Annotated in this window: 23 protein-coding genes and 1 tRNA gene; 14 read left to right on the plus strand and 10 right to left on the minus strand. The window is 59.4% G+C overall.

Going from position 1 to position 23453, the window contains the following annotated elements; translation table 11 throughout:
- Positions 1 to 100: 100 nt before the first annotated feature.
- From ACMXYH_RS18555 to ACMXYH_RS18575, 5 genes are all read right to left on the minus strand, one after another.
- Positions 101 to 346: a 4Fe-4S dicluster domain-containing protein gene (locus tag ACMXYH_RS18555; protein ID WP_007946457.1), complete on the minus strand. Its 246-nt coding sequence runs from the start codon at positions 344 to 346 to the stop codon at positions 101 to 103.
- Between the two features lie 26 nt (positions 347 to 372).
- A complete protein-coding gene (locus tag ACMXYH_RS18560; RefSeq protein ID WP_415764423.1) occupies positions 373 to 2103 on the minus strand; it encodes a fumarate reductase/succinate dehydrogenase flavoprotein subunit in 1731 nt (576 codons plus the stop codon).
- Between the two features lie 11 nt (positions 2104 to 2114).
- Complete coding sequence (locus ACMXYH_RS18565; RefSeq protein ID WP_046048525.1) at positions 2115 to 2867, minus strand: GntR family transcriptional regulator; 753 nt, start codon at positions 2865 to 2867, stop codon at positions 2115 to 2117.
- Between the two features lie 191 nt (positions 2868 to 3058).
- A complete protein-coding gene (locus ACMXYH_RS18570; protein WP_415764424.1) occupies positions 3059 to 4027 on the minus strand; it encodes a Gfo/Idh/MocA family protein in 969 nt (322 codons plus the stop codon).
- A gap of 16 nt (positions 4028 to 4043) precedes the next feature.
- Positions 4044 to 4931: a Dyp-type peroxidase gene (locus ACMXYH_RS18575; RefSeq protein WP_415764426.1), complete on the minus strand. Its 888-nt coding sequence runs from the start codon at positions 4929 to 4931 to the stop codon at positions 4044 to 4046.
- 303 nt (positions 4932 to 5234) lie between these two features.
- Between ACMXYH_RS18575 and ACMXYH_RS18580 the strand changes: the two genes are divergently transcribed.
- A complete protein-coding gene (locus tag ACMXYH_RS18580) occupies positions 5235 to 6860 on the plus strand; it encodes an NADP-dependent glyceraldehyde-3-phosphate dehydrogenase (RefSeq protein ID WP_129443560.1) in 1626 nt (541 codons plus the stop codon).
- 47 nt (positions 6861 to 6907) lie between these two features.
- Entirely contained in the window at positions 6908 to 7948 is a 1041-nt protein-coding gene (locus tag ACMXYH_RS18585; protein WP_178084125.1) for an FUSC family protein, read from the plus strand.
- Positions 7949 to 7962: 14 nt separating this feature from the next.
- On the opposite strand, the gene ACMXYH_RS18590 is transcribed toward ACMXYH_RS18585, so the two are convergent.
- A complete protein-coding gene (locus ACMXYH_RS18590) occupies positions 7963 to 8859 on the minus strand; it encodes a DMT family transporter (protein ID WP_415764427.1) in 897 nt (298 codons plus the stop codon).
- 135 nt (positions 8860 to 8994) lie between these two features.
- Here ACMXYH_RS18590 and ACMXYH_RS18595 point away from each other — a divergent pair, with 135 nt between their 5' ends.
- A complete protein-coding gene (locus ACMXYH_RS18595; protein WP_008155029.1) occupies positions 8995 to 9432 on the plus strand; it encodes an Lrp/AsnC family transcriptional regulator in 438 nt (145 codons plus the stop codon).
- A 65-nt stretch (positions 9433 to 9497) separates the two neighbouring features.
- Here ACMXYH_RS18595 and ACMXYH_RS18600 read toward each other — a convergent pair whose 3' ends face one another.
- Positions 9498 to 10169, minus strand: a complete 672-nt coding sequence (locus tag ACMXYH_RS18600) for a Bax inhibitor-1/YccA family protein (protein WP_415764428.1) — start codon at positions 10167 to 10169, stop codon at positions 9498 to 9500.
- Positions 10170 to 10292: 123 nt separating this feature from the next.
- Here ACMXYH_RS18600 and ACMXYH_RS18605 point away from each other — a divergent pair.
- A tRNA-Ser gene (locus ACMXYH_RS18605) sits at positions 10293 to 10380 on the plus strand.
- 213 nt (positions 10381 to 10593) lie between these two features.
- Here ACMXYH_RS18605 and ACMXYH_RS18610 read toward each other — a convergent pair.
- Entirely contained in the window at positions 10594 to 10995 is a 402-nt protein-coding gene (locus ACMXYH_RS18610; protein WP_129443556.1) for a DUF5329 domain-containing protein, read from the minus strand.
- A gap of 545 nt (positions 10996 to 11540) precedes the next feature.
- On the opposite strand from ACMXYH_RS18610, the gene ACMXYH_RS18615 reads away from it, so the two are divergent.
- Together ACMXYH_RS18615 and ACMXYH_RS18620 are read left to right on the plus strand one after the other, a co-directional pair.
- Positions 11541 to 11744, plus strand: a complete 204-nt coding sequence (locus ACMXYH_RS18615; RefSeq protein WP_134418062.1) for a hypothetical protein — start codon at positions 11541 to 11543, stop codon at positions 11742 to 11744.
- A 132-nt stretch (positions 11745 to 11876) separates the two neighbouring features.
- On the plus strand, positions 11877 to 12590 hold the full coding sequence (locus ACMXYH_RS18620; protein ID WP_415764429.1) for a metallophosphoesterase: 714 nt from the start codon (positions 11877 to 11879) through the stop codon (positions 12588 to 12590).
- Between the two features lie 99 nt (positions 12591 to 12689).
- Here the strand turns inward: ACMXYH_RS18620 and ACMXYH_RS18625 are convergent, their stop codons facing one another.
- Together ACMXYH_RS18625 and ACMXYH_RS18630 are read right to left on the minus strand one after the other, a co-directional pair.
- Complete coding sequence (locus ACMXYH_RS18625) at positions 12690 to 12887, minus strand: YbdD/YjiX family protein (protein WP_415764430.1); 198 nt, start codon at positions 12885 to 12887, stop codon at positions 12690 to 12692.
- A 14-nt stretch (positions 12888 to 12901) separates the two neighbouring features.
- Positions 12902 to 14959 (minus strand): carbon starvation CstA family protein, encoded by a 2058-nt coding sequence (locus tag ACMXYH_RS18630; protein ID WP_415764431.1) that lies wholly within the window; start codon positions 14957 to 14959, stop codon positions 12902 to 12904.
- A gap of 691 nt (positions 14960 to 15650) precedes the next feature.
- Here ACMXYH_RS18630 and ACMXYH_RS18635 point away from each other — a divergent pair.
- The 8 genes from ACMXYH_RS18635 (at position 15651) to ACMXYH_RS18670 (ending at position 23367) form a co-directional block, all read left to right on the plus strand.
- Positions 15651 to 16955, plus strand: coding sequence for an IS4 family transposase (locus ACMXYH_RS18635; RefSeq protein ID WP_415764263.1), 1305 nt, complete (start codon positions 15651 to 15653; stop codon positions 16953 to 16955).
- Positions 16956 to 17177: 222 nt separating this feature from the next.
- Positions 17178 to 18545, plus strand: a complete 1368-nt coding sequence (locus tag ACMXYH_RS18640) for a cache domain-containing protein (protein WP_129443546.1) — start codon at positions 17178 to 17180, stop codon at positions 18543 to 18545.
- A gap of 33 nt (positions 18546 to 18578) precedes the next feature.
- The gene (locus tag ACMXYH_RS18645) at positions 18579 to 19211 is read left to right on the plus strand and encodes a response regulator (RefSeq protein ID WP_033057767.1); all 633 of its coding nucleotides are present in this window, start codon (positions 18579 to 18581) and stop codon (positions 19209 to 19211) included.
- Positions 19212 to 19400: 189 nt separating this feature from the next.
- Positions 19401 to 19991: an amino acid synthesis family protein gene (locus ACMXYH_RS18650; RefSeq protein ID WP_042728218.1), complete on the plus strand. Its 591-nt coding sequence runs from the start codon at positions 19401 to 19403 to the stop codon at positions 19989 to 19991.
- 43 nt (positions 19992 to 20034) lie between these two features.
- A complete protein-coding gene (locus ACMXYH_RS18655) occupies positions 20035 to 20868 on the plus strand; it encodes an alpha/beta fold hydrolase (protein ID WP_134417101.1) in 834 nt (277 codons plus the stop codon).
- Positions 20865 to 22346 carry an aldehyde dehydrogenase gene (locus tag ACMXYH_RS18660; RefSeq protein ID WP_033057762.1) on the plus strand — a complete coding sequence of 494 codons (1482 nt, stop codon included), beginning with the start codon at positions 20865 to 20867 and terminating at the stop codon, positions 22344 to 22346. The genes ACMXYH_RS18655 and ACMXYH_RS18660 overlap by 4 nt, the downstream gene beginning before the upstream one ends.
- Before the next feature lie 12 nt (positions 22347 to 22358).
- Positions 22359 to 22844: a flavin reductase family protein gene (locus ACMXYH_RS18665; RefSeq protein WP_129443541.1), complete on the plus strand. Its 486-nt coding sequence runs from the start codon at positions 22359 to 22361 to the stop codon at positions 22842 to 22844.
- Between the two features lie 133 nt (positions 22845 to 22977).
- The gene (locus ACMXYH_RS18670; RefSeq protein ID WP_134417102.1) at positions 22978 to 23367 is read left to right on the plus strand and encodes a carboxymuconolactone decarboxylase family protein; all 390 of its coding nucleotides are present in this window, start codon (positions 22978 to 22980) and stop codon (positions 23365 to 23367) included.
- The last annotated feature ends 86 nt before the right edge of the window (positions 23368 to 23453 follow it).

Raw genomic sequence — 23453 nt, forward strand, 5'->3', positions numbered from 1 at the left:
ATGGCTTTTTTGTTGTCAGGGCCGGCCTCATCGGCCGCAAATCCTGCCAACACCACGAAACCTGTGGGAGCGAGCTTGCTCGCGATAGCGTCCTTTCAGATCAGCGCAACAGGTACGGGATTTCGACCTTCACCGCCCCGGTCGGGCAGTCCTTTTCGCACGGCATGCAATACCAGCATTCGTCAAACGCCATGTAGGCCTTTTGCGTGGCCGGGTTGATCGCCAGCAGGTCCATCGGGCACACGTCGACGCACACGGTGCAGCCTTTGTGGGCGATGCAAAGGTCCTCATCGACCGTTACAGGCGCGTTGGAGCGGAAGAAGATTTCCTGGGGTTGATAGGCCATTTTCGCGGTCTCTCTTTTGGTGAGGCTCAGGCAGCAAAGGCACCGACTCGCAGCCGGTCGTAGGCCTGCATTTCATCGGCGCCCAGCGGGATGATGTAAGGCTCGACGGCTTTCTTGAAACTGGTCATCAGTCCGTTTTCATCCTTCTTCAGGTGGCAATGGCAGAACCAGTCGCTGTCGTTGCGTTGCGGGTGGTCGACCCGATAGTGGTAAAGCCCCCAGCGGCTTTCGGCGCGAAACAACGAAGCGCGGGCGGCCATTTCGGCGCAGTCGCGAATCATGCTGACTTCCATAGCGCGCATCAGTTCGTGGGCGTTGTGGGCCTTGATCTGATCGAGATCGCGCTGGATATCGCTGAAGCGTTGCAGGCCGATCTGCATTTTTTTGGTCACTTTCGGCGGTTGTAGGTAGTCGTTCACAAAACGTCGCAGCTTGTACTCCACTTGCGCTGGCGGCAGACCGTGTTCGCGGTCCAGCGGTGCGTAGACCCGGGCCTTTTCTGTTTCGATCTGCTGGGCATCGACCGCTGAAAATTCGCGACCGGCGACAAAATCCGCCGCGTTGGTGCCGGCAAACCAGCCGTAGGTGAACGCGCCGAGCATGTAGTTATGCGGCACCGCGGCCATGTCACCCGCCGAGTACAAACCCTTGACCGAGGTCTCGGCCTTCTCGTTGACCCACACGCCGGAAGCCGAGTGACCGCTGCAAAAACCGATTTCCGAGATGTGCATCTCGACCATTTGCGTGCGGTAGTCGGTGCCGCGATTGGCATGAAACTGGCCGCGACTCGGGCGTTCGTTGCTGTGCAGGATCTCTTCGATGTTCTGGATGGTTTCCTCGGCCAGGTGATCGAGTTTGAGGAACACCGGGCCGTTGCCGCTTTCGAGCTCCTGGTGGAACTCCCACATCATCTGGCCGCTCCAGTAATCGCACTCGATGAAGCGTTCACCCTTGTTGTTCGCGGTGTAGCCGCCCAACGGACCGGTGACGTAGGCGCAGGCCGGGCCGTTGTAATCCTTGATCAACGGGTTGATCTGGAAGCATTCGAGGTTCGCCAGTTCTGCCCCGGCGTGATAGGCCATGGCGTAACCGTCGCCAGCGTTGGTGGGGTTTTCGTAGGTGCCCATCAGGTAGCCCGAGGACGGTAAACCGAGACGCCCGGCGGCGCCGCAGCAGAGGATCACGGCTTTGGCCTTGATCACGTGGAAGTCGGCGGTGCGGCAGTCGAACCCCATCACGCCGTTGACCGCGCCCTCTTCGTCCGTCAGCAAGCGTGTGCAGACCAGCCGATTGGTGATGCTGACCCGCGCCCGTTTCAACTGGCGATACAGGACTTTTTTGATGTCGTGACCTTCCGGCATCGGCAGCACGTAGGCGCCCATGTGGTGGACCTTTTTCACCGCGTAGTCGCCGGTTTCGTCCTTCTCGAACTTCACACCCCAGCGGTCCAGTTGCTCGATGGTTTCGAAGCTGTGGGTCGCGTAGGCATAGACCGCCGCCTGATTGACGATGCCGTCGTTTGCGATGGTGATTTCCTTGGTGTATTGCTCCGGCGTCGAATGGCCGGGAATGATCGCGTTGTTCAGGCCGTCCATGCCCATGCTGATCGCACCGCTGCGTTTGACGTTGGCCTTGTCGATCAGCAACACGCGCAAATCGCGGTTGCGTTCCTTGGCCTTGATTGCCGCCATCGGTCCTGCGGTGCCGCCGCCGATCACGACGATGTCGTATTCCTGTTCGAGCGTCTTTCTAGTCATTGAGCCGTGAGTCATGCCTGCGCCCCTTTTTGCCGGTCGATCCGCAGGCGGTACTGGAAGGCATCGCCGCGATAGTAAAGGTGTTCGAAGTCCACGGGCTGGCCGCTGGCGTCGTGGGTCAAACGCTCGATGCGCATGATCGGCGAGCCGGGCTCGACGTTCAGCGCCTGGGTCAGGTCGCTGTCGGCCAGCACTGCGTCGATGGCCAGATCCGCGTGACCGAGCGCCAGGCCGCAGTCGTTTTCCAGGATCAGGAAAATGTCGCGAGTGACCAGATCGGCCTTCTCCAGGCGCTCGCCGATGGCCTTGGGCAGGTAGGTGATCTCCAGGGAAATCGGCTCGCGGTTGATCAGCCGCACGCGTTTGATCTGCGCCACCGTCTCGCCTTCGGCGACGTGCAAGCGCTCGGCAACGAGTTTGTCGGCGGGAATGAATTTGAAACTGCGCAGGCGGTTGATCACCTCGTAGCCGCGACCGGTCATGGACTCGGCGAGGCCTTGCAGGGTGCTGACGTTCTGGAAGGTTTTCGGCTTGGCGACGAAGGTGCCCTTGCCGTGGATCTTGAAGATCAGCCCTTCTTTCTGCAGATCCCCCAAGGCCTGGCGCACGGTGATGCGGCTGACTTTGAACAGCGCGCCGAGTTCGCTTTCGGAAGGCATCTGACTGTCTTGCGGGTATTCGCCGTCAAGGATGCGGGCGCGCAGCACATCCCGCAGTTGGGTGTGCAGCGGAACACTGCTCAGGGATAGAACGTTATCGGTCATGGAAGATCACTTGTCATAACGAGTTATGACGCGATCTTAAAGTTCTAATGACAGGCTTGAGAAATACTGTTTGAGCATAAGGTTAGAAGATCAAAAGATCGCAGCCTTCGGCAGCTCCTACAGGTGTACGCGATGCCATGTAGGAGCTGCCGAAGGTTCGGGCCGCGTTCGGACGATCTTTTGATCTTTTATCAGTCGCGCTTGAGGATCTGGTCCATCACCCAATCGGTTTTCAATGCCTGTTCGGCCACGGCTGGATGCTGCGCTTCTCCACGGATATGGGCGTTCATACCCTGTACGTGATGCCATTGAATGTGGTGGTGATTTTCGATGTGCAGGCTGAGAGTTTCATCGGCTTCAAGCTGAACCGGATGTTCATCGAATACGGAAAAGCTGATCCGGCCTTTGCTGCCGATCAGCTCGACCCGATCTTCACGTCGGTCCGCAACGAAATTCCAGCAGCCCATACCCAGGGCGCCCGAAGCAAACCGCCAACTGGCGCTGACGGCATCCTCGGCGGCATACAAACCGGCCTGGTGCGCGGTAAACCCGGCGACTTCAACGATGTCGCCAAGCAGGTACTGGAACAGGTCGAAGCCATGACTGGCCAGGTCGGCGAAATAACCACCGCCAGCAATGGTCGGGTCGGTGCGCCAGTTATCTGTACCGCCAAGATCGGTCGGAGATGGCGCTTTGGTCAGGGTCCAGGTCAGGTGCCGGACCTCGCCGATCCGCCCTTCCTCCAGCCATTGCCGCACCTGCTGGAAGCGTGGCAGCGAACGCCGATAGTAGGAAACAAACAGGTGCAGCCCGGCATCGGCAAAGACCTTTTGCATCTCACGGCTTTGTCCGGCATTCAACGACATCGGTTTTTCGACGCAGCAATGTTTGCCGGCGGCGGCCACCCTCAAGGCGTAAGCGTGATGACTGTCAGGCGGCGTGGCGATGTATACCGCGTCGACCTCGGGATCATTGATCAACGCGTCCACATCGGTGTAGACCCGAGCGATGCCGTGGCGCGCGGCGTAATCCGTCACTGCCTCCAGACGCCGGCCCATTACCGCCACCAGCGCCGAGCCGGGCGCCTTGTAGAAGGCCGGCCCGCTCTTGCGTTCAGCGACGCTGCCACACCCGATCATGCCCCAACGCACCACGTTCATACTCACTCCCTGATGTTTAGCTGATGCGCAGTGAGCGCAGGTCCAGATGACCGTCCTTGAGCGGCGGGCACCAGTAGTAGCCGCCGGTGATCGGCCGGCTGATGCGGTACAAACCGTCGGTGATGCCATCTTCCAGACCGCTCATGCGGCGCAGTTGGGCTTCGAAGGCGTCGAGGGAGAAACCGAAGGCCAGGAACATCAGGCCGGCGCGATCGCCTTCGATCCAGGGCATGGAACGGCGCACCACGAATGCCTCGGGGGCGAAGCTTTCCTGGGCGGTGCGTTTGACGTGAGCGGAGATCGGCGCGTCGTCTAGCTCTTCGTTGTCGCTCAAACGACGGCCCATGATGTTGTCCTTCTCATGGGACGGCCTCGCGTGGAAACCTTTCAGGTCGTGCTGCCACTGCTGGATCGCGGCGAAACTGCCGCCGACCATTCCGTCAGTGCCGTCACTCACCAGCGCGGCGGCGACGGCGGCTTCGTCGTGAGGGTTTTCGGTGCCGTCTTCATAACCGGTCAGGTCGTGGCCGGTGAGGTGGCGGAAGGTTTCGTTCATCTGCACCAGGCGCAGGGCCGGGGCCAGCGCGGCTTCGATGGCGTTGCTGCGATTGAGCAATTCGCCACGGTCGACACCGTGCAACCAGCACCAGAGCGCGTGCTGGGTCGACGGGTTATCGACGCCGACACCGGTCAACGCTGGAAAGGCGCGCAGGCCTTCGATTTGCCCCTTGAGGGCCTTGACCAGGGATTCACCGAACCCGACCACTGCCGACTTCCCGTCCACCAACCCCTTAAGATTCTCCAGCGCGGCCGGCAATGCAGCGGCGGATTCGAGTGCGAAGAACATATGACGGGCTTGAGGCGGAACTGGGGTGGCGAGAATGCCCGGCTGGTAGTAACTCATATGAACTCCTTTAGAAAGAGCGCGAAGTTTAACCGCAGCATCGGCCGTTGTGTGTTCTCAGGTCAAAAACCACCACTTTCATCCCTCTTTCAACCGATCAAGACTGCATGTGCTGTAGGTCATGACAATCCGTGTTGCCATCTGGTAAAACGATTCAGCTATGCTGATCGAGCGCGCAGTCTGTAATAGGCAGCCTCTCGCCACCACTTTCGACACCCGCGTTGTGATCAGGCCTTGACCTGATGGCAGTGCGTAGCGATAACAGACCTTATCCGCATCACCCAATCCAGACGGGGTAGCGACATGACCACAGCACACATTCTTGGCAACCTGTTTCCCGACGCCACCGACATCCCGGAAAAATACCGCCTCGACGGCCAGACCGAGCAGCGTGAATACCTGGTCGACGGCGAGCTGAAAACCTGGTCCGGGCCCCTCGCCCAGGTCCGCAGCCCGGTGTACCTGACGGGTGAAAATGGTGACGAACAAGTGATCCTCGGCAGCACGCCGCTGCTCGATGCCGACACCGCATTGACCGCCCTCGACGCCGCCGTCCGCGCCTATGACCGGGGCCAGGGCCTGTGGCCGACGATGCGCGTGGCCGAACGCATCCAGCACGTCGAAGCCTTCCTCGGACGCATGCGTGAACAGCGCGAAGCCGTGGTCAAGTTGCTGATGTGGGAAATCGGCAAGAACCTCAAGGACTCGGAGAAAGAGTTCGACCGCACCTGCGACTACATCGTCGACACCATCAACGCGCTGAAGGAGCTCGACCGCCGCTCCAGCCGCTTCGAACTGGAACAGGACACCCTCGGCCAGATCCGCCGCGTACCGCTGGGTGTGGCGTTGTGCATGGGACCTTACAACTACCCGTTGAACGAAACCTTCACCACGCTGATCCCGGCGCTGATCATGGGCAACACCGTGGTGTTCAAACCGGCCAAGCTGGGTGTGCTGCTGATTCGTCCGTTGCTGGAAGCGTTCCGCGACAGCTTCCCGGCCGGGGTGATCAACGTGATCTACGGCAGCGGCCGCGAGACCGTCAGCGCGCTGATGGCCAGCGGCAAGATCGATATCTTTGCGTTTATCGGCACCAACAAGGCCGCCAGCGACCTGAAAAAACTCCATCCAAAACCGCACCGCTTGCGCGCGGCGTTGGGCCTGGATGCGAAAAACCCTGGCATCGTGCTGCCTGAGGTGGATCTGGACAACGCCGTCAGCGAAGCACTCACTGGCTCGCTGTCGTTCAATGGCCAGCGCTGCACCGCGCTGAAAATCCTCTTCGTCCATGAAGACGTGGTCGATTCGTTCATCGAGAAATTCAATGCCAAACTCGCCAACCTCAAACCCGGCATGCCGTGGGACAGCGGCGTGGCGCTGACGCCGTTGCCGGAAGCGAGCAAGGTCGATTACCTGCACTCGCTGGTGGCGGATGCCGTGAGCAAAGGCGCCACCGTGGTCAACCCCAACGGCGGTGAAGCCCGCGCATCATTCTTCTACCCCGCCGTGCTGTACCCGGTGACGCCGCAGATGCGCGTCTATCAGGAAGAACAGTTCGGCCCGGTCGTGCCGATCGTGCCTTACCGGCATCTGGACACGGTGATCGATTACGTCCTGGAATCGGACTTCGGCCAGCAGTTGAGTATCTTCGGCACCAACCCCGTGGCTGTCGGCCGGCTGGTGGACACCTTCGCCAACCAGGTCGGGCGGATCAACCTCAACGCCCAGTGCCAGCGCGGCCCGGACACCTTTCCGTTCAACGGCCGCAAGAACTCCGCCGAAGGCACGCTGTCGGTGCATGATGCGCTGCGGGTGTTTTCGATTCGCACGCTTGTGGCAACCAAGTTTCAGGAAACCAACAAAGAACTCATCAGCGAGATCATCAGCGGACGCAGTTCGAGCTTCCTGACCACCGATTACATCTTCTGAGGAGACCGAGCCTGAGCACATTCAGAGCCAATCGACTGCCACCGTTAATGCGCCGACTGCTGCGTCCGTTGCTGGACCCGTACCGGCGTTATCGCCACGCCAGAGTGATCCACGCGGTACGTGTGTCGCTGGGGTTGCTGGCAACGATCCTGCTGACCACCGGCATCCATCTGCCCCACGGTGAGTGGGCGTCGGTGACGATGCTGGTGGTGATCGGCGGTTTGCAGCACCACGGCAACATCGGCAAAAAAGCCGCCGAACGCGCCATCGGCACCTTGATCGGTGCCGGCGTCGGCTTGCTGCTGGTGGCGCAACAGGCCTGGCTCGGGATGCCGTGGCTGACCTATTTCGCGATGGCCGTGGTTTGCGGGTTCTTCTCGTACCACGCCATCGGCAAGGGCGGTTACACCGCGTTGCTCTCGGCGATTACCGTGTTTATCGTCGCGGGGCATGGCGATAATCCGATCACCGACGGGTTGTGGCGTGGGGTGGACATCCTGATCGGCATCGCCCTGGCCCTGGCGTTTTCATTCGCGCTGCCGCTCTACGCGGTTTATTCCTGGCGCTACAACCTGGCCGATGCCTTGCGCGACTGCGCGACGATTTACGGGCGCATCATCAATGGCCAGTCGGTCACCGATGACGAACACCATAAACTCGTGGGCCGCCTGAACACGGTGATGGTGCAACTGCGCTCGTTGATGCCATCGGTGTCCAAAGAAGTGCGGATCTCCATGACCGAACTCGATGCCATTCAGCGTCATCTGCGGATGTGCGTCAGCACCCTGGAAATCCTCGGCAACACCCGACCTGACGCCAGTGACCCCGATGCCATGGCCCATCTGCAATCGGCCTTGAAAGCCGAGCATCGGCTGATTCGGGTGCAACTGATTGGTATGGCCCGAGCACTGAAATCCGGTGCGTCCCAGCGGCTCAGTCGGCCCGTCGAACTGCCGTCGGATTCAAGCCTGACCGCGCCGGTTTACAATCCGCTGGACGGCTACCGGTTATTGGTCCGGCAATTAGCCGCCAACATCGGCGAGATGCGCCAGCGCTTGGCCAAGACGGCACCGCGCTGGAACATCTGAGGTTTCTTGATGGCTTACTGCGTCGTCACCGCCCGACGAAACTTCAGGCTCCAACCCTGTTGCATGCCGGCAGCGGCCAACAGAATCGCGGCGACACCGATCCATTGCAGCGGCTCCAGGCGATGGCCGAAAGCGAACCAGTCAACGAAAATCGCTGCAATCGGATAGATGAACGACAGCGCACCGGTCAGTGCCGTCGGCAGCTTTTGAATGGCGCCGTAGAGCAGCACGTACATCACGCCGGTGTGGACAATGCCCAGGGTGACCAGACTGGCCCAGGCGCTGGGCGCTTGCGGCAGCGCCGAAAAGTGCGCGAATGGCGCGAGTAACAGCACGCCGGTGAGGACCTGAATCAGCGCGATCAGATGCGGCGGTGTGCCGGTCAGGCGTTTGATGATCAACGCGGCAATCGCGTAAAGGAACGCCGCCCCCAGCGCCAGAGCGATGCCTATCAGGTAATCATTGCCGCTCTCGCCCTGCCCGCCATGTGCGCTGACAATCGCCAGCATCCCGAGAAACGAAATGCCCAGCCAGAACAGTTTCTGCAGGGTGATTTTCTCGTTGAGGAACAACGCGGCCAACCCCACCAGCATGAACGGCTGAACGTTGTAAACCGCGGTGCCGATGGCAATCGAGGCGCGGGAGTAAGAAGCAAACAACAGCACCCAGTTGCCGACAATCGCCACGCCGCTGAGCACGGCCAGCAAAAATGTGGTGCGGGTCAGAATGCCGGGGCGCAGGAAGCCGAATGCCGCGCAGATCAGCAACAACGTGCCGGCGCCGAACACGCAACGCCAGAACACTACGTCCAGCACCGGTTGCCCGGACACCAGCACGAACCAGCCGATGGTCCCGGAAATCAGCATGGCGGCGGTCATTTCGAATGACCCGTGACGTATTGTTTTGTCCATCATCAGACTCCTGTGTTTGAGCCCAAAGTATGCCAATCCGCCGAGGGGCTTCTCCAGCGCAAAAAGCAGGCTAAACTCGATTTCTGCCTTTTTTATCAAGGCGGTTTGAATTAATTGCCTAATAGGGGTTTCGCCATGACCGACGATATCGACCAAGTGCTGATTACGGCATTGATGGAAGACTCACGCCGCTCGCTCAAGGCTCTGGCGCAGATCAGCGGCCTGTCCTCGCCCAGCGTCGCCGAGCGTTTGCGCCGCCTCGAAGAGCGTGGCGTGCTCAAGGGTTACACCGTCGAGATCGACCCCAAATGCTTTGGCTATCAACTCCAGGCCATCGTCCGTATTCGTCCGCTGCCAGGCCAGTTGCAGGAAGTGGAACGGCAGATTCAGGCCATTCCCGAATTTACCGAGTGCGACAAAGTCACCGGCGACGACTGTTTCATCGCACGCCTGCATGTGCGTTCGATGGAACAACTGGACACCCTGCTCGACCGTCTGAACACCCACGCCGAAACCAACACTGCAATCGTCAAGAAAACCCCGGTCAAGCGTCGCTTGCCACCGATGGCGTGATCCATTACTCAAATCGCAGGCAAGAAAAAACCCGCCGAAGCGGGTTTTTTCCTCAAGGCTGACGATTAGTCATCGCGGCTCATGATGCCGAACAGCTGCAACAAGCTGATGAACAGGTTGTAGATCGATACATACAGGCTAATGGTCGCCATGATGTAGTTGCGCTCGCCGCCGTGAATGATGGCGCTGGTCTGGAACAGAATGCAGACCGAGGAGAACAGCACGAAACCTGCGCTGATCGCCAGTTGCAGACCACTGATCTGGAAGAACAGGCTCGCCAGCGTCGCACCCAGCAGCACGAAGAAGCCAGCGGTGATGAAACCACCCAGGAAGCTCATGTCCTTGCGGGTAATCAGCACATAAGCCGACAGACCGCCGAACACCAGCGCAGTCATCGCGAAGGCCGAACTGACCACCTCGGCGCCGCCCTGCATGCCCAGGTAACGGTTGAGGATCGGGCCGAGCAGGAAACCCATGAAACCGGTCAGGGCAAATGCCGACACCAGGCCCCAGGCCGAATCACGGAGTTTGTTGGTGAGGAAGAAAAGGCCGTAGAAGCCGATCAGCACCACGAAAACGTTCGGGTAGCCGACACGCATCTGCTGAGCGACAAACGCCATCACGCCGCTGAATGCGAGGGTGAGAGCGAGTAAGCCGTAAGTGTTGCGCAGGACGCGGCTAACCTCTAGCTGCTCAGCCTGCACCCTGTTATTAACTGCGTAATCCTGTTCGCGCATGGCGACACTCCTGTTGGTTTGAAACGTTCAGTCGCAAAGATCATAACAGACGCTCTGTAACAAGCTATGCAGAGAGTTTGACAGTGTGTTTCATTCAGGTATTATAGCGCCCGCAACGCAAACGGAGGTGTGGCCGAGTGGTTTAAGGCAACGGTCTTGAAAACCGTCGACTGTAACAGGTCCATGAGTTCGAATCCCATCGCCTCCGCCATCTTTATACGACAAAGCCCTGATTATTCAGGGCTTTGTCGTTTCTGGGGTTTGGTGGAATCATCGTCTTTCGGCATGTCTTCCATCACTATTATGGAAAGCGTTCTGTAATTCAGTCCGTTTCACCCCCGCTCCGGCGTCGACAACGACTTTCGAATCCCCGAAACGAAAAAGCCCAGCAGTTGCACTGGGCTTTCTCGTTTCGGGGATAGGCTCAATGGAGCTGGCGTTGTCTCTGCAGCTCTGTCTTCAGCCAGGTGCTCGTCGGCTGGACGCCTGTTGAGCAACGCACTTCGTAGGCTTTGCCACTCATGCTGCTTTTAGTGGCAGCGAGATCGATGAAGTCTTCTGCGCTGCTCACCAGGTTCTTGCCTTCGAGATAATCCAGCTTCTTTTCGAGATGTGCCCGAGCCTGGGGCCCAGGGTATTCACTGCCGTTGCGCACGAACTTGCACTCACTGCGCTCCACAAAATCCAGCAAGCCCTTTATCTCCTGGTTCGCCTGTGGCGTGGTTTGAGCCTGCGCACCGCCCGCCACTGCAAAAAAGCCGATAGAAGCAGTGATCAGCCATTGGCGGAAAATGGGTCGAGTCACCGCTACTTTCAAAATACACATGATACTTCCTTGTCCTGAAAGGGGTGACTGTAGCGCGGCGTCACCCGAGCAACCAGCAGAACGCTGTGCGATGTTGTTCGTTCGAAAGGATCAACCTGAGGAAGAGAAAGGGGATCAATGAGCCCAATACCTCTGTGCGCGAGCAGTTGGCCAAAGTCGCAGTTACTTATCCCTGTATCGGCATCAGACTCATTGATCGTTGCCCAGCTCAATGTTGGGCGATTTCCATCTAACCGAATGGAGATGCATTGGCGCGTCAATAGCAGCCATGCACTATTTTTTTAACAAAACAACTTCGGCACGTCTAATCACCTTTTTCCCCGGCCTTATAGGCTCAGGAAATATCCCCTTAACAGCCAACCGCTATGGCGGCACCACCATTCGTCGCATCAAAAACGCTGCGCGATTTTTTTGACTATTCCTGGCTTAAGGTTTGCAGAAGACGCTCGTAGCAGCCCCAGAACGACGTAATTCTGACGCGGCAGCACTTTAATTAACGCTTAGGACGCCAGCGATGCGCTTGGTCAGTCACCGGGAGATGTAACGTGTCAACTCTCAATGAAATCGCAGCGAACCACGCGAGAATGGCCAAGGCTCTTGTCGAAGAGTCGACCGGGCTGAGTGAGCGCCCCACCCAGATAGTGGAGAGTTTCGAAGTTCCATCCATGGATGCGCAACACATGCCTCTGCACCTTATCGCCGGAGTGCAGGACAACCATTTCGGGCAAGCGACGGCCTACTCGCTCTGACGATGCTTGATCCGGGCATCCTGTCGGGCAGGCGGTAAAGGACTGCCTGTCGGCGCGCTAACGATCGAGTACCACTTTCTGGCCTAAACTCAACGGACTAGCCCGTTGGGGAGCTGCCGGAGTGGCATTCCCATGTTCGAAACTTTAGAGATGTCGCGCGTGAAGCACTTCGCCGCAAATGTTGCCGGCCGAGATTTCGCGGTCGGTGATATTCATGGCCATTTCACTGGGGTGCAGGCCGCACTGGATGCAGCCGGGTTCAACCGCTTGGTAGATCGGCTGTTCAGTGTTGGCGATCTGATTGACCGCGGGCCCGAGTGCCGTGACGCGCTCGATTGGCTGGACAAACCATGGTTCCACCCGGTGCGAGGCAACCATGACGACTACGTGGTGTATTTCGATACCTGCGACATCGACAGCTGGATACTCAACGGGGGCTCATGGTTCACGGGCCTGTCGTTGATCGAGAAGCAAGCATTCGCGGCGCAGTTCGCCAAGCTCCCTATCGCGATCGAAGTCGAAACGGCACACGGCCTGATCGGCATCGTGCACGCCGATTGTCCATTTCCATCATGGCAGCAGCTGCGAAAGGAACTGGAGTCGCCGGAAAGCAACAGGCGTCTGCAGGAAGCGCAGCACTACTGCATGTGGTCACGAAGGCGGATCGATCAGCAGGAAACGCATGGCGTTGAAGGCCTGCGCGCACTGGTCGTAGGGCATACGCCGCTTTATATGCCCGTCAGCCTTGGCAATGTGATTCACATCGATACGGGTGGCTGGCGGCCGGACCGTGGTTATTTCACCCTGCTGGATCTCGAAACGCTCCAAACCATCCCCGCAAGCTGACTCAACACGGATCGACCAACGCCATTCACTCAAAAAAAACCCGGCCTCATCAGCCGGGTTCTTTATTAGCTATTCAGGTGGCATCACTGCCACCGACCATCAACAGCACTTCGGCCCAGCCTTGCTTCCGTAACGAGCTTCCTGGCGTTCCCGAAAGAACACCTCATAACTCATCACCGGTTTGTCCGGGTGCTTGGTTTGCATGTGCTCGACGTAGGTGTCGTAGTTGGGCATCCCGACCATCAGGCGCGCGGCCTGACCGAGGTATTTACCGAGGCGACTCAGGTCATTGAACATGCTGCAATCCTCGATCAAGCGTCCGGCAGAGCTTGGAATGGCGCTTCTTTATCCGTACGTTCTTTAGTGCCCCAGGCGGCGATACCGACCTTGAGTGCAAAGAACAGGATGCTGAAAACCACCAGCAAGAACAGCGCCGTCAGCGTTGCGTTGGTGTAGGCGTTGTAGATCACGTGCTGCATCTGTTCGATGCTCTTGGCCGGGGCGAGGATCTGACCGTTGGCCAGCGCATCGCTGTATTTCTTGGCCAGGGCCAGGAAACCGATCGCCGGGTTGGCATCGAACAGCTTGATGAAGCCGGCGGTGGTGGTGCAGATCAGCAGCCACACGGCGGGCAGCATGGTGACCCAGACATAGCGCTGGCGTTTCATTTTGATCAGCACAACGGTCGCCAACATCAGCGCGATACCGGCCAGCATCTGGTTGGAGATACCGAACAACGGCCACAAGGTGTTGATGCCGCCCAGCGGATCGATCACGCCCTGGTACAGCAGATAACCCCACATCGCCACACAACCGGCGGTCGCAATCAGGTTGGCGGTCCAGGATTCAGTGCGTTTCAGCGCTGGCACGAAGGAACCGAGCAAGTCCTGCAGCATGAAACGTCCGGCACGGGTACCGGCATCGACTGCCGTCAGGATGAACAGCGCTTCGAACAGGATCGCGAAGTGGTACCAGAATGCCATGGTGTTTTCACCCGGCAGAAGGTGGTGCAGGATCTGCGCGATACCGACTGCCAGGGTCGGCGCACCGCCGGCACGGGCCAGGATGGTGGTTTCACCGATGTCCTTGGCCACCGCTTGCAGCGCTTCCGGGGTAATTGCAAAGCCCCAGCTGCTGACGGTCTGAGCCACCGAAACAGCGTCAGAGCCGACAAGCGCCGCCGGGCTGTTCATGGCGAAGTACACACCCGGTTCGATCACCGACGCAGCAACCATGGCCATGATGGCGACGAAGGATTCCATCAGCATGCCGCCGTAACCGATGTAACGGGCATGGCCTTCGCTGGCCAACAACTTCGGCGTGGTACCGGAAGCAATCAGCGCGTGGAAACCGGAAACTGCGCCACAAGCAATGGTGATGAACAGGAACGGGAACAGACCGCCCTTCCATACCGGCCCGGTACCGTCGACGAACTGGGTCAGCGCCGGCATTTTCAGGTCGGGCATGGTGATCAGGATGCCGATCGCCAAGGCCACGATGGTGCCGATTTTCAGGAAGGTCGACAGGTAGTCCCGCGGCGCCAGAATCAGCCACACCGGCAATACCGCTGCGACAAAACCGTAGCCGATCAGCATCCAGGTGATCTGGATCCCGGTAAAGGTAAAGGCCTTGGCCCAGACCGGATCAGCGGCAATCTGCCCGCCCAGCCAAATCGAACCGAGCAGCAGCAACACGCCGACCACGGAGATTTCACCGATGCGGCCCGGGCGGATGTAGCGCATGTAGATGCCCATGAACATCGCGATCGGGATGGTCGCCATCACCGTGAAAATCCCCCACGGGCTCTCGGCCAGGGCCTTGACCACGATCAGCGCCAGCACCGCGAGGATGATGATCATGATCAGGAAGCAGCCAAACAGCGCGATGGTCCCGGGGATGCGGCCCATTTCTTCACGGACCATGTCGCCCAGGGAACGGCCGTTGCGGCGGGTGGACATGAACAGGACCATGAAGTCCTGAACGGCACCGGCCAGCACCACGCCGGCAATCAGCCACAGCGTACCGGGCAAATAGCCCATCTGCGCCGCCAGGACCGGACCGACCAGCGGCCCCGCGCCAGCGATGGCGGCGAAGTGGTGACCGAAGAGTACGTGTTTGTTGGTCGGCACGTAGTCCAGACCGTCATTGTTAACGACAGCGGGGGTGGCACGATTGGGGTCGAGTTGCATCACCTTGGTGGCGATGAACAGGCTGTAGTAGCGATAAGCGACAAGATAGATAGCGACTGCTGCGACTACGATCCAGAGGGCGTTGATCGCTTCGCCGCGGCGCAGGGCCACGACACTTAGCGCAAACGCTCCCAGGACAGCCACGGCAAACCAGGCGAGGTGTTTAGCCAGACGGGGCATAGCGTGTCTCCTGCCGACAGCCAGTGGACTGCGGCGGTAATTTTTATAATTGTGTCCGCTGTGCGGAGCTGGCCCAATATCCCCGCATGCCGTCTACAAATAAATCCGCGTTACTACGTACATGGCGTCTACGTAGTTCTACGTAGATGACGCTGATCTTCTTGTAAGAGCGGCGGTGCGGCGATCCGACTTACTCGCGAAAGCAATCTGTCATTCAACATTGATGTCGTCTGATACACCGCCATCGCGAGCAAGCTCGCTCCCACAATGGATCGGCGTACACCTTTCGCTCCTCACCACTCATCAGGCCGAGCGTTAGCTCGCCTGCAGCTCCTGATCTTGATCTTGATCCACCCGCCCCTTCGGGAGGCTGAGTGGAGGTGTTCATCCGGGGAGTGGCGCGCAGCGCCGTTCGACGCAGTCGAACACGCTGCATGTAGGTCGTCGCGCAGCAGACCGGAGGGCAGTGTCCCCGGATGGATACCGGAGCGAAGGAACGCCGAGCCTAGGCGAGGGGCCGGACGCTCGGGGCGAGACCTTTGGTTACTTTGGGGCGTTTGCCAAAGTGACACGCCGTAAGGGCCAGCCCTTTCAAGGTCTTTGATAAAATCCTCAAAACTCCAGTCAGGACGGCGAGACGATGTGGGCAGAAGTTTTAGCGCGGTTCGAGAAAAAAGCACCGGCCAGTGTCATGGCCAAATTGGTTTTGGAGCAGGCCGTTGCGGCAGAGTGGGTTGATCAGGTGTTCGAAGAACATCGTCAGCGCCAGTACCCGCGCGAGCTTTTGTTTTCGACCATTATTGAGCTGATGTCCCTTGTTTCTCTGGGTTTGCGGCCCTCCCTACACGCCGCCGCGCGGCAGATGGAGGATCTTCCCGTCAGCCTGGCGGCGCTTTATGACAAGGTCAGCCGAACCGAACCTGCGCTGTTGCGCGCGTTGGTAACTGGTAGCGCGCAGCGCCTGGCTCCGACGATTCAAGAATTGGGTTGCTCGGCCATTTTGCCTGGCTGGCAATTACGCGTCGTCGACGGCAACCATCTGCCTTCCAGCGAAAAACGTCTGGGCGCTTTGCGCCGCGAACGAGGTGCCGCCCGCCCTGGTTTTTCGGTCGTGGTTTACGACCCTGATCTCGACCAAGTCGTCGACCTTCAGCCCTGTGAAGATGCCTATGCCAGCGAGCGCGTCAGCGTGCTGCCGTTGCTGGAAAAGGCCACGGCGGGCCAGCTATGGATGGCTGATCGGCTCTACTGCACGCTCCCGGTCATGGAGGCCTGCGAAGATGCCGGCGCTTCATTCATCATTCGCGAACAAAGCAAGCATCCACGCCTGCTTAAAGAAAGCGACTGGCAGGAGCCTGTCCCGGTCGCAACCGGCAGCGTGCGCGAGCAAACCATCGAAGTAAAAGGCGGACGCCAGTGGCGGCGTGTCGAACTGAACCTGCAAAACCCCACCGAATCCGGCGACACCACGCTGTCCTTCTGGAGCAACTTGCCCGACACCATCAGCGCAGAGCAGATCGCCGATTTGTACCGACGTCGCTGGAGTATTGAAGGGATGTTCCAGCGTCTGGAATCGGTGCTGGACAGTGAAATCGAAACCTTGGGCAACCCCAAAGCCGCCCTGCTGGGGTTCGCGTCCGCCGTGTTGGCTTACAACGTTTTGTCCGTGCTTAAACGCAGTGTCGAACAGGCTCATTGCCAGACCCAACCCGAGGGCTGGGAAGCGTCGATCTTTCACCTGACGGTACAGGTTCGCAGCGGTTATGAGGGTATGCAAATAGCCTTGCCGCCAGAGCACTTATCCCTCCCCATCCCCGCAGGAGGGCTGGCTCAGTACCTGCTGACGCTAGCCCGAAACGTCCAGCCCAAAGCGGTCGCCAAAAGCAAACGAGGTCCGAAGGTGCTCAAGTCCAAAGAGTGGCTGGAGGGTAAGGCAGTGAATGCCCACGTGTCGACGGATCGGGTGCTCAAAGCCGCGAAAGTCAAAAGACCTTGAAAGGGCTGGCCGTAAGGGCGGAACCATAGGTGGCCGTTACCGCAGAAATGGATATGTACTCAGTCAACAACAGCATGGTCGGCCCAAAGGCCGCCATCGCACCGATGCGGCGACCCGACAAGCCAGCCACAGGTCATTCCGTCCAGCACCGCTACTGGACGCGCGTATCTTTGGCATATGATGCCGGGCCTTCGCCTTCCCTCGGTCCGGACAGGAGCAGAGATGCAGCTCAAACACAAAATCGTCGCGCTCGGGATTCTGCCGCTGGTGTTGGCCATCGCCGTCATCTGCGCGCTGGTGATTTCCATGAACCGGCAACTGGGTGAACAACAGGCACAACTGATCGAAGACAGCATTCTGGCGAGCAAGCGCGCAGAACTTAAGAACTACGTCGAAATGGCGCAAAGCCTGATCGAGCCGCTGTACGACGACGGCCACGGTGACGAACACGCACAGCAACAAGTGCTGGAAGAACTGCGCAAGCTCAGCTTTGGCATCAATGGCTACTTCTTCGTCTACGACCACGAAGGACGCAGCCTGATGCACGCCCGCCAGTCCGAGCTGGTGGGCAAATACCTGTGGGACATGAAGGACCCTCACGGTTTGCCCGTGATTCAGGCGTTGCTCAAAAGTGCGCAATCGGGCGAAGGCTTTCAGCGCTACGCCTGGAACAAACCCTCTTCCGGCCAGGTGACCGACAAGCTCGCCTATGTGGTGATGCTGGATCGTTGGGGCTGGATGCTCGGCACCGGCATCTACCTTGAAGACGTTGAGCGCGCGACCCAGCAGGCGCGCGACGAAGTGGCCCAGGGCATTCGTAAAACCATGCTGGCGATTGCCGCGGTGGCCCTCGTGGCGGTGCTGTTTGTCTTCGCCAGCGGCATGACGCTGAACGTCAGCGAGCATCGTCTGGCCGACAAAAAACTTCAGCGCCTGACTCAGCGTATCGTCAGCTTGCAAGAAGAAGAGCGCTCACGGGTTTCCCGTGAACTGCACGACGGCATCAGCCAGCTACTGGTCTCCATCAAGTTTCAGTTCGAGCTGGCCAGCCATCTGCTCGAGAATGGGCAAGCACACGACAAGGGTTTGAGTACGCTGAGAGACGCCACGGAACGCCTGGGAGAAGCGATTGGCGAGGTGCGCAGCCTCTCCCATGACTTGCGTTCCTCGCTGCTCGACACCCTGGGCCTGCCGGCAGCGATCGGTCAACTCGCCGCAGAATTCGAGCAACGCAGCGGCCTGGTGGTGACTTACAACGACAACGAATTCGACTGTCACCTGGTTGATGGGGCAGCGGTCTCGCTGTTTCGCATCGTGCAAGAAGGCCTGACTAATATTGAACGACATGCCCAGGCTAAAAACGTCTCCATTACCCTGCACGGGGCCGAAGATTCCATACGGTTGACGGTGGTCGATGACGGTATCGGTTTCAACGTCGCCCAGGTCGAACGTCGTCACGCGGGCATTGGCCTGCGTAATATCCGTGAGCGTGTCGAGCATTTTGGTGGACGATTCGACCTGATCTCGATGCCGGGACGAAGTGAGCTGGACGTTTGGCTGCCAATGAAAATGCCCGGTACAACACGCTGACTCGCCCCCTGACAATAAGAGTGAATACCCGCGATGAATCTGCCCTACCCGATCCGCGTCGCCCTGGTCGACGATCACGCCCTGGTCCGCGACGGGATCAAAGCACTGCTGGCGGTCATGGCCCCCCTGGAAGTGGTGGGCGAAGCCGAGAGTGGCGCGGATGCCATTGAAATGGTCGGGCGCTGCCAGCCGGACCTGTTGCTGGTCGACATCAGCCTGCGGGACATGAACGGGCTTGAGCTGACCCGGGTGTTACGCAGCCAGTACCCGTCGCTCAAGGTGCTGGTGCTCAGCATGTACGACAATAATGAATACGTGAGTGAGTCCGTTCGCGCGGGGGCCAGCGGCTATGTGCTGAAGAACTCACCGTCGCGGGAAATCATCGCGGCGATCGAAGCCATCGCCAGTGGCGGCACGTTCTACAGTGCCGAGATCGCCCAGCGGCTCATCGCCGATAAAAATACCGACAACGAGCTGACACCGCGCGAGAGCCAGGTGTTGTACAAGATGGCTCAAGGGCTGAACAACAAGGAGATGGCCCGCGAACTGGACATCAGCGTTCGCACTGTAGAAACCCATCGCTTGAGCATCCGTCGCAAACTCAACATCGACAAACCGGCGGCCCTGGTCAAATACGCGATCGATCACGGGATCATCTCGCGGTAGCAGGCATTAATACTCAATGGAAAACCCGGCCTTATCAGCCGGGTTTTTTTTGGTTTTTTATTGGCAACAGCCATTCCTTCTTCCCTTTTCACCACCGTCCGACCAGAAACTCATTTCAGGGACTTGCGCTGCCGGTATTATGGTATACCATCAGACGCACAGACACTCTCACCCTATACGGAGCAGCTCATGAGTTTCGAAATCCGCAAGATCGTCAGCTATGTCGAAGAAACCTTTATCGAAGGCGGCAAGGCCACCGATAAGCCAGTGACCATGGTCGGGCTGGCCGTCGTGATGAAAAACCCTTGGCTGGGTCGCGGCTTTGTCGAAGACCTGAAACCGGAAATTCGCGCCAATTGCTCCGACCTCGGTGCGCTGATGGTCGAGCGTCTGGTCGGCATCATCGGCGGCGCCCAGAAGATCGAGGCTTACGGCAAGGCTGCTGTCGTGGGCGCCGACGGTGAAATCGAACACGCCTCCGCCGTCATCCACACCCTGCGCTTCGGCAACCATTACCGCGAAGCGGTGAAAGCCAAGAGCTACCTGAGCTTCACCAACAAGCGCGGCGGCCCGGGCACTTCGATCCAGATTCCGATGATGCACAAGGACGACGAAGGCCTGCGTTCGCACTACATCACCCTGGAAATGCAAATCGAAGATGCACCGCGTGCCGACGAAATCGTGGTGGTACTGGGTTGCGCCGATGGCGGCCGCCTGCACCCACGCATCGGCAACCGTTACATCGATCTGGAAGAGCTGGCCGCTGAAAACGCCCAGTAAGCAAGGTCGGTAAGAACAACAAAAAGGCATGCAGGAGCGCTCCATGATTCGGCTCACCGCTGAACTCACCCCGGCTGGCACCAGTTACCTGGCGACCGGCCAAGGCCAGCCCGTGGTTTTGATCCACGGCGTGGGCCTGAACAAAGAAATGTGGGGCGGCCAGGTCGTTGGCCTGGCCACGAAGTACCGCGTGATTGCCTACGACATGCTCGGCCATGGCGCCAGCCCGCGCCCGGAAAGCGGCACTCCCCTGCTCGGCTATGCCGACCAGTTGCTGGAGCTGCTCGATCACCTGCAATTGCCCCAGGCGACAGTGATTGGCTTTTCCATGGGCGGCCTGGTGGCCCGGGCATTTGCCTTGCATTACCCGCAACGCCTGCAAGGCCTGGTGATACTTAATAGCGTATTCAATCGCAGCCCCGAACAGCGTGCCGGCGTCATCGCCCGTACCGCTCAAGCGGCCGAGCACGGACCGGATGCCAACGCCGAAGCTGCCCTGTCGCGCTGGTTCAGCCGCGAATATCAAGCGGCCAATCCGGCGCAGATCGCGGCCTTGCGCCAAACCCTGGCAGACAATGACCCGCAGGGTTACCTGACCACCTATGAGCTGTTCGCGACCCAGGACATGTACCGCGCTGACGATCTGGGCAGCATTCAGGTGCCGACTCTGATCGCCACCGGTGAGCTGGACCCGGGTTCCACACCCGTAATGGCCGAGCAATTGGCCGCACGCATTCCCGGCGCGACAGTTGCCGTGCTCGCCGAGCAGCGGCATATGATGCCCGTAGAATCACCGCGCCTGGTCAACCAGCTGCTGCTGGAGTTTCTCGACACGGCGCACTCCCGACAAAACCAAATAAAGGGGATCGTTGCATGACACTCGCACGCTTCCAGATGTGCATCGGCGGTGAATGGGTCGATGCCCTGTCCGGCAAGACTTTTGAAAGCCTGAACCCGGCGCTGGCCCAAGCCTGGGCCGAACTGCCCGATGCCGACGAAGCCGACGTCGAGCGTGCCGTACAGGCTGCGCAGACGGCTTTCGACAGCCCGGCCTGGCGCGGTCTGACCGCCACCGCCCGAGGTAAACTGCTGCGGCGCCTGGGCGATCTGATCGCTGAAAACAAGGAACACCTGGCGCAGCTGGAAAGCCGTGACAACGGCAAGCTGATCCGCGAAACCCGTGGTCAGGTCAGCTATTTGCCGGAGTTCTTCCACTACACCGCGGGCCTGGCTGACAAACTCGAAGGCGGCACCCTGCCCCTCGACAAGCCGGACCTGTTTGCCTACACGGTGCACGAAGCCATGGGCGTGGTCGCCGCGATCATTCCGTGGAACAGCCCTCTTTATCTGACCGCGATCAAACTCGCCCCGGCCCTGGCGGCGGGCAACACCATCGTGATCAAACCGTCGGAACACGCTTCGGCAACCATTCTCGAACTGGCGCGTCTGGCGCTGGAAGCCGGCATCCCGCCGGGCGTGGTCAACGTCGTCACCGGCTATGGCCCAAGCACCGGCGCGGCCCTGACTCGCCATCCGCTGATCCGCAAAATCGCCTTCACCGGTGGTGCCGCGACGGCGCGGCACGTGGTGCGCAGCAGTGCCGAGAACTTCGCCAAGCTGTCGCTGGAACTGGGCGGCAAATCGCCGAACATTATCTTCGCCGACGCCGACCTCGACAGCGCAATCAACGGCGCGATTGCCGGGATCTACGCGGCCTCCGGTCAGAGTTGCGTCTCCGGCTCGCGATTGTTGGTGCAGGACGAAATCTACGATGAGTTCGTCGATCGTTTGGTCGAACGCGCCAAACGCATCCGCATCGGTAACCCGCAGGAAGACAGCAGCGAAATGGGCCCGATGGCCACCGCACAGCAACTGGCCGTGGTCGAAGGCCTGGTCGCCGATGCCATCGCCGAAGGTGCGCGCCTGCGCCTGGGCGGCAAGCGTCCGCAGAATCTGGGCGATGGCTGGTTCTACGAGCCGACCCTGTTCGAATGCGACCGCAACTCGATGAAGATCATGCAGGAAGAAGTCTTTGGTCCGGTGGCCTCGGTCATCCGTTTCAAAGATGAAGCCGAAGCTTTGGCGATTGCCAACGACTCGCAGTTCGGCCTCGCCGCCGGCATCTGGACTCGCGATCTGGGCAGGGCTCATCGCCTGGCCCGGGACGTGCGCTCCGGGATCATCTGGGTCAACACCTACCGCGCCGTGTCGGCCATGGCGCCGATCGGCGGCTTCAAGAACAGCGGCTATGGACGCGAGAGCGGTATCGATTCGGTACTGGCCTACACCGAGCTGAAAACGGTGTGGATCAACCTCTCCCAGGCGCCAATGCCTGATCCGTTTGTGATGCGCTAGGAGATTGATGAAATGATCGAACCCGGCATTTACAAAGACGTCATGAGCTCGTTCCCATCCGGGGTCACGGTGGTCACCACCCTGGCCCCGGACGGCGGCATCGTCGGCATTACCGCCAGCGCTTTCAGTGCGCTGTCGATCGATCCGGCACTGGTGCTGTTCTGCCCCAACTATGCCTCTGACACGTACCCGATCCTGCGCGACAGCAAGCAGTTCGCGATTCACTTGCTGTCCGCCGACCAGACCGCCGAAGCCTATGCGTTTGCCGGTAAAGGCAAAGACAAGGCCAATGGCATCGACTGGCACTTGAGCGCGCTGGGCAATCCGCTGCTGGGCAACGCCACGGCGATCATCGAGTGCGAACTGTGGCGCGAATACGACGGCGGTGATCACGCGATCATCGTCGGCGCGGTGAAGAACCTGATTCTGCCCGAGCAACCGGTGACGCCGATGATCTATCACAAAGGCAAGCTGGGTCCCCTGCCCGCTTTGGCCTGACGGGTTTACTCAAAACCCTGTGGGAGCGGGCTTGCTCGCGAATTCGGTCGCACATTCAACATTGATGTTGACTGACACACCGCTTTCGCGAGCAAGCCCGCTCCCACAAGGGATCTGCGGTGAGAGGATGATGATGAACAATGAAAAGTACGAAAAAGGCCTGAAAATCCGCACCCAGGTACTGGGCGAAGCCTACGTGAAACGCTCCATCGAAAACGCCGACGACTTCACCCGGCCACTGCAGGAAATGGTCACCGAGTACTGCTGGGGCCACGTCTGGGGCCGTGAGGGTTTGTCGCTTAAAGAGCGCAGCATGATAAACTTGGCCATGATTTCGGCCCTCAATCGGCCTCACGAACTCAAGCTGCATGTACGTGGCGCCTTGCGTAACGGACTGACTCGTGAACAAATACGCGAAATTCTGCTTCAGGTCGGTATTTATTGCGGTGTCCCCGCTGCCGTAGACAGTTTCCGGCTCGCCCGTGAAGCGTTCGCCGAAGCCGATGCCGAGGCCTCCAGTTAACCCTTGGCTGTTTGATCTGACCGAGCACGGAGATTCTTGCGATCGAAGTGCTCTTTTTGCATGGACAGCCACACTCAGAGCGGACC

Origin of the sequence: Pseudomonas frigoris (genome assembly GCF_047758635.1) — a bacterium.
Lineage (GTDB): Bacteria > Pseudomonadota > Gammaproteobacteria > Pseudomonadales > Pseudomonadaceae > Aquipseudomonas > Aquipseudomonas frigoris.

Excerpts from the sequence above, each read along its gene's own strand:
- ACMXYH_RS18555 (WP_007946457.1), bottom strand. The coding sequence starts at position 346 with ATGGCCTATCAACCCCAGGAAATCTTCTTCCGCTCCAACGCGCCTGTA.
- ACMXYH_RS18560 (WP_415764423.1), bottom strand. The coding sequence starts at position 2,103 with ATGACTAGAAAGACGCTCGAACAGGAATACGACATCGTCGTGATCGGC.
- ACMXYH_RS18565 (WP_046048525.1), bottom strand. The coding sequence starts at position 2,867 with ATGACCGATAACGTTCTATCCCTGAGCAGTGTTCCGCTGCACACCCAA.
- ACMXYH_RS18570 (WP_415764424.1), bottom strand. The coding sequence starts at position 4,027 with ATGAACGTGGTGCGTTGGGGCATGATCGGGTGTGGCAGCGTCGCTGAA.
- ACMXYH_RS18575 (WP_415764426.1), bottom strand. The coding sequence starts at position 4,931 with ATGAGTTACTACCAGCCGGGCATTCTCGCCACCCCAGTTCCGCCTCAA.
- ACMXYH_RS18580 (WP_129443560.1), top strand. The coding sequence starts at position 5,235 with ATGACCACAGCACACATTCTTGGCAACCTGTTTCCCGACGCCACCGAC.
- ACMXYH_RS18585 (WP_178084125.1), top strand. The coding sequence starts at position 6,908 with ATGCGCCGACTGCTGCGTCCGTTGCTGGACCCGTACCGGCGTTATCGC.
- ACMXYH_RS18590 (WP_415764427.1), bottom strand. The coding sequence starts at position 8,859 with ATGGACAAAACAATACGTCACGGGTCATTCGAAATGACCGCCGCCATG.
- ACMXYH_RS18595 (WP_008155029.1), top strand. The coding sequence starts at position 8,995 with ATGACCGACGATATCGACCAAGTGCTGATTACGGCATTGATGGAAGAC.
- ACMXYH_RS18600 (WP_415764428.1), bottom strand. The coding sequence starts at position 10,169 with ATGCGCGAACAGGATTACGCAGTTAATAACAGGGTGCAGGCTGAGCAG.
- ACMXYH_RS18610 (WP_129443556.1), bottom strand. The coding sequence starts at position 10,995 with ATGTGTATTTTGAAAGTAGCGGTGACTCGACCCATTTTCCGCCAATGG.
- ACMXYH_RS18620 (WP_415764429.1), top strand. The coding sequence starts at position 11,877 with ATGTTCGAAACTTTAGAGATGTCGCGCGTGAAGCACTTCGCCGCAAAT.
- ACMXYH_RS18625 (WP_415764430.1), bottom strand. The coding sequence starts at position 12,887 with ATGTTCAATGACCTGAGTCGCCTCGGTAAATACCTCGGTCAGGCCGCG.
- ACMXYH_RS18630 (WP_415764431.1), bottom strand. The coding sequence starts at position 14,959 with ATGCCCCGTCTGGCTAAACACCTCGCCTGGTTTGCCGTGGCTGTCCTG.
- ACMXYH_RS18635 (WP_415764263.1), top strand. The coding sequence starts at position 15,651 with ATGGCCAAATTGGTTTTGGAGCAGGCCGTTGCGGCAGAGTGGGTTGAT.
- ACMXYH_RS18640 (WP_129443546.1), top strand. The coding sequence starts at position 17,178 with ATGCAGCTCAAACACAAAATCGTCGCGCTCGGGATTCTGCCGCTGGTG.
- ACMXYH_RS18645 (WP_033057767.1), top strand. The coding sequence starts at position 18,579 with ATGAATCTGCCCTACCCGATCCGCGTCGCCCTGGTCGACGATCACGCC.
- ACMXYH_RS18650 (WP_042728218.1), top strand. The coding sequence starts at position 19,401 with ATGAGTTTCGAAATCCGCAAGATCGTCAGCTATGTCGAAGAAACCTTT.
- ACMXYH_RS18655 (WP_134417101.1), top strand. The coding sequence starts at position 20,035 with ATGATTCGGCTCACCGCTGAACTCACCCCGGCTGGCACCAGTTACCTG.
- ACMXYH_RS18660 (WP_033057762.1), top strand. The coding sequence starts at position 20,865 with ATGACACTCGCACGCTTCCAGATGTGCATCGGCGGTGAATGGGTCGAT.
- ACMXYH_RS18665 (WP_129443541.1), top strand. The coding sequence starts at position 22,359 with ATGATCGAACCCGGCATTTACAAAGACGTCATGAGCTCGTTCCCATCC.
- ACMXYH_RS18670 (WP_134417102.1), top strand. The coding sequence starts at position 22,978 with ATGAACAATGAAAAGTACGAAAAAGGCCTGAAAATCCGCACCCAGGTA.